The 4,270-nt window shown below is 68.5% G+C and carries 3 protein-coding genes and 1 pseudogene; 2 read left to right on the forward strand and 2 right to left on the reverse strand.

The features are described 5' to 3' along the window. A pseudogene (locus tag G3N99_RS35380) lies at positions 1-185 on the forward strand (LysR family transcriptional regulator); the annotation flags it as partial. Between the two features lie 337 nt (positions 186-522). Beyond that, on the forward strand, positions 523-2,772 hold the full coding sequence (locus tag G3N99_RS35385; protein WP_174936018.1) for an EAL domain-containing protein: 2,250 nt from the start codon (positions 523-525) through the stop codon (positions 2,770-2,772). Between the two features lie 18 nt (positions 2,773-2,790). On the opposite strand, the gene G3N99_RS35390 is transcribed toward G3N99_RS35385, so the two are convergent. Both G3N99_RS35390 and G3N99_RS35395 read right to left on the reverse strand, forming a co-directional pair. Continuing rightward, complete coding sequence (locus tag G3N99_RS35390; RefSeq protein WP_174989780.1) at positions 2,791-3,858, reverse strand: diguanylate cyclase; 1,068 nt, start codon at positions 3,856-3,858, stop codon at positions 2,791-2,793. 67 nt (positions 3,859-3,925) lie between these two features. After that, on the reverse strand, positions 3,926-4,270 hold a 345-nt coding region (locus G3N99_RS35395), incomplete at its 5' end, for a chemotaxis protein CheB (protein WP_277396481.1).

Here is a 4,270-nt window from a genome sequence, read left to right on the forward strand (position 1 = left end):
TGTCGGCCCGCGCGTTCGAGCTGGCCGTGCGCGCAGGGGAGCGCGTCGGCCGGTTGCCGCTGAAGCTGTCGACGATGCCTGAAACGGTCGGCGCGCTGTATGCGGCGCCCGCGAGCGTGTCGGTCACGGCCGCGATCGATGCGCTGAAGGCCGTGACGCGCACGGATTCCGGCGCGAGCGACTGAACGCGAATGGAGCCGGCGCGCCGCCACAATCTGACGAATCGTTTGCGAGCGCGGCGCGTGCGAGCCGTTGCCTTGCCGAAGGCCGTCGCGCCGTGCGCAAGTCTTTCGGCGGGCTGACTGGCGGCTGCAAACGCGGCGCCGACCACGCGTAACCCCTGATGCGCGTGGATGCGCCACTTGTCATGGATTGGTGTTAAATATATTTCGGCGCGCGTTGGCACCGCGCGCAATACGGGGCGCACCGGGCATCGGCGTAAACCCGGAGCGAAAAACGGCACGAAGGATCGAAAACGAATCGGGCGCATCAGACCCGATCGGACAGACGGCAGGATTCATCTTGAATACCGAACCGCAAAGTTCTCGTTACAGTCTCGGGCTCGCGGCGGAAGTGCTCGCGTCCGAGCAAAGCGTGCTGAGGCTGATCACGCGCAACACACCGCTGCCGGAGCTGTTGGTCGAAGTCTGCCGGCGGGCCGAGGCTTTGCTCGGCGACGGTGCGTCGTGCACGATCCTGCTGCTCGATACCGACGGCGTGCACGTGCACGTCGGCGCCGCGCCGTCGCTGCCCGCGCAGTACGGTTCGGCGATCGAAGGCGCGTCCATCGGGCCCGTGGCCGGCTCGTGCGGCACGGCGATGTACCTGCGCCGGATGGTCGTCGTCGAAGATATCGAAACCGATCCCCTGTGGGCCAACTACCGGGCCGTTGCCTTGCCGCTGGGCCTGCGCGCGTGCTGGTCGGTGCCGTTCCTCGACGATAGCGGCGCCGTGCTCGGCGCGTTCGCCGTTTATTACCGCACGCCGCGCCGGCCGGGCGACGAGGAAACCGAACTGTTGCGCGACATCGGCAACAGCGTCGGCCTCGCGGTGCACCAGGACCGGATCGCGCGACAGCTCGCGCGCAGCGAGGAACATCACCGGCTCGTGGTCAACAGCCTGCACGAAGGGATCCTCGTCGTGTCGCGCGACGGCGTCGTGGTCGCGAGCAACCCGAGTGCGAACCGGATGATGCGCGTGAAGGGCGACCTCGTCGGCCGCCGGCTGTCGACCGTGATCCTGCGCAAGCTGCACGAGGACGGCACGCCGATCGCGCCCGACGAATGGCCGAGCCGGCGCGCGCTCGAGACGGCCACGCCGCTGCTCGACTACACGGTCGGCTTCGGCCTGGCTGACGGCGACATCATCTGGGTGCGCGGCAACGCGGTGCCGATCGTGAGGCCGGGCGAGAAGCAGGCCGATTCGGTGCTCGTGTCGTTCAACGACATCGGCCCCGTGCGGGAAGCGCAGCAGCAGTTGCGCTACCTGGCGACGCGCGATGCGCTGACGGGCCTCTACAACCGCCGCTGGCTCGGCGACCGCATGCGCGAGCTGTTCGGCGGGCACGATGCGGCGGGCGGGCCCGCGCGCGTCGCGATCCTGTTCATCGATCTCGTCGGATTCAAGAAGGTCAACGATACGGCCGGCCACGACGCGGGCGATGCGCTGCTGCGCAGCGTCGCCGCGCGGCTCGCGGCCTGCGGGGGCGGCCAGTACGCACTGACGCGCGTCGGCGGCGACGAGTTCGTGATCCTCGTCGACGATTGCGACGATCCCGACCGGCTCGCGGTGCTCGCGCGCGAGGTGATCGACGCGATCGCGAAGCCGTTCGCGATCGCGAACAACGAATACTGGCTCGGCGTGTCGATCGGGATCAGCGTCGCGCCGCGCGACGGCGACGATGCCGTCACGCTGATGCGCAACGCCGATTCGGCGATGTACGACGCGAAGCAGCGCGGCCGCAACCACTTCACGTTCTTCACCGCGCAGCTCAACCTGCGGCTGCAGCGCCGCTTCGCGATCGAGCAGTCGCTGCGGCGCGCGCTTTCGTCGGACATGCTGCGGCTCGCGTATCAGCCCGTCGTCGATGCACGCAGCGGCCGCACCGTCGGCGCCGAGGCGCTGCTGCGCTGGACGAGCCCGGAGCTCGGGCCGATGTCGCCGGCGGAATTCATTCCGGTCGCGGAAGATACGGGGCTGATCGTCGCGATCGGCCAGTGGGTGCTCGAAACCGCGTGCCGGCAGGCGGCCGAATGGCGCCGCACGATCGCGCCCGACCTGATGCTGGCCGTCAACCTGTCGCCGCGGCAGTTCCACGAAGGGCTCGTCGAATCGGTCGATCGCTGCCTCGCGCAGACGCAGCTCGATCCGTCCGCGCTCGAACTCGAGATTACCGAAGGACTGCTGATGAACGACACGGACACCGTGTTGCCGATGCTCGAGGCGCTCACGAACATGAATGTGCGGATCTCGGTGGACGATTTCGGCACCGGCTATTCGTCGCTCGCGTACCTGAAGCGCTTTCCGCTGCACAACCTGAAGGTCGACCGCTCGTTCGTGTCGGGCGTGCCCGATCATCACGACTCGGTGGCGATCACGCAGGCCGTGGTCGCGATGGCGCATTCGCTGGGGATGAAGGTCACGGCCGAAGGTGTCGAGACGCAGGCGCAATCGTGGTTCTTGCAGCAGATCGGCTGCGACATGCAGCAGGGCTATCTGTTCAGCCGTCCGCTGGACCCGAACGACTACGCGCGCCGGCTCGGCGCCATGTGAGCGCGACCCGTCCGGCGTTCAGTCGACGCGCGGGCCGCCGAAACCGCCGGGGATCGGCGTCGTGGGCGTCGCGTCGATCTCGACGCGGTTCTTGCCTTCGTGCTTCGCGCGATAGAGCGCGCGGTCGGCGGCTTCGATCAGCACGGTCGTCGGCAGGCCGGGCATCGGCACGATGCTCGCGCCGCCGATGCTGATCGTCACGGTGTGGCCCGTCGACGAATGCGCGTGGCGCAGCCGCAGCGCCTCGACCGCGAGGCGGATCTTCTCGCCGAGCAGCCGCGCGGCGCCCGGCGACGTGGCCGGCATCACCACCGCGAATTCCTCGCCGCCGAAACGCGCGGCAAGATCGCCCGACTGGCCGAGACAGCGCTCGATGGTCGACGCGATCTGCTTGAGCACGCTGTCGCCCGACACGTGGCCGTACGTGTCGTTGTACAGCTTGAAGTTGTCGACATCGATCATCAGCAGCGACAGCTCGCTGCGCTCGCGCGTGCCGCGCCGCCATTCGGCGGCGAGGTATTCGTCGAGATAGCGCCGGTTGGACAGCCCGGTCAGGCCGTCGGAATGCGTGAGGCGCCGCAGTTCGAGATTGGCTTCGAGCAATTGCTGCTGCGATTGCCGCAGCGCGCGATAGGCCTCGTCGCGCTGCAGCAGGTTCATGTACGAACGCGAGTGGTAGCGCACCCGCGCGACGAGCTCGATGCGGTCGGGCAGCTTCACGAGGTAGTCGTTCGCACCGGCCGCGAACGCGGCACTCTTGATCACGGGTTCTTCCTGCGTCGACAGCACGATGATCGGCACGTCGCGCGTCGCCGGGTTCGTCCGGTACGCTTTCACGAGGCTCAGCCCGTCGGTACCGGGCATCACGAGGTCCTGCAGGATCACGGTCGGCCGCGTCTCGATCGCTGTGGCCATCGCGTCGTCCGAACGCGGGCAGTAGTGGAAATCGATGCCTTCCTCATCGACGAGCGCGCGCCGTACGGCTTCCGCGACGATCGTCTGGTCATCGACCAGCAGCACCATTGCCGGCACGTCGGCGGGCGGCGTGTAGGGGCCGCCTGGCGGGCGAGTCAGGTCAAGGGTCATGGTCGATGCGGTTTGTTGCGGTTGTTGCAGGGGCAGGCAAGGGTGTTGCGCGTGTTCATCGTCGGGCTCAGATTCTCGCGAGCGCCGCCAGCTCGCCCGCGATGCGCCCGAGCGGCAGGATCGCGCGCGCCGCGCCGAGTGTCGCGGCCGCCTTCGGCATGCCGTACACGGCGCTCGTCGCCTCGTCCTGCGCGATCGTATGGTAGCCCTTCATCCGCAGCGCCTTCAGGCCGATCGCGCCGTCGCGTCCCATCCCCGTGAGCAGCACGCCGATCACGCGGCCGGGCCAGTGCTCGGTCAGGCTGTTGAAGAACACGTCGACCGACGGGCGATACGGCGTGGCGGCCGGCTCGCGCGTGTATTCGAGCGTGCCGGCGCGCGTGATGCGCAGGTGGTCGTCGGTCGCGGCGAG

It is taken from the genome of Burkholderia sp. Ac-20392 (genome assembly GCF_017104585.1).
GTDB classification, from domain to species: Bacteria; Pseudomonadota; Gammaproteobacteria; order Burkholderiales; family Burkholderiaceae; genus Burkholderia; species Burkholderia lata.

Bases quoted from the DNA above. Each gene is read 5' to 3' on its own strand.
- G3N99_RS35390 (WP_174989780.1), bottom strand. From the start codon at position 3,858: ATGACCCTTGACCTGACTCGCCCGCCAGGCGGCCCCTACACGCCGCCC.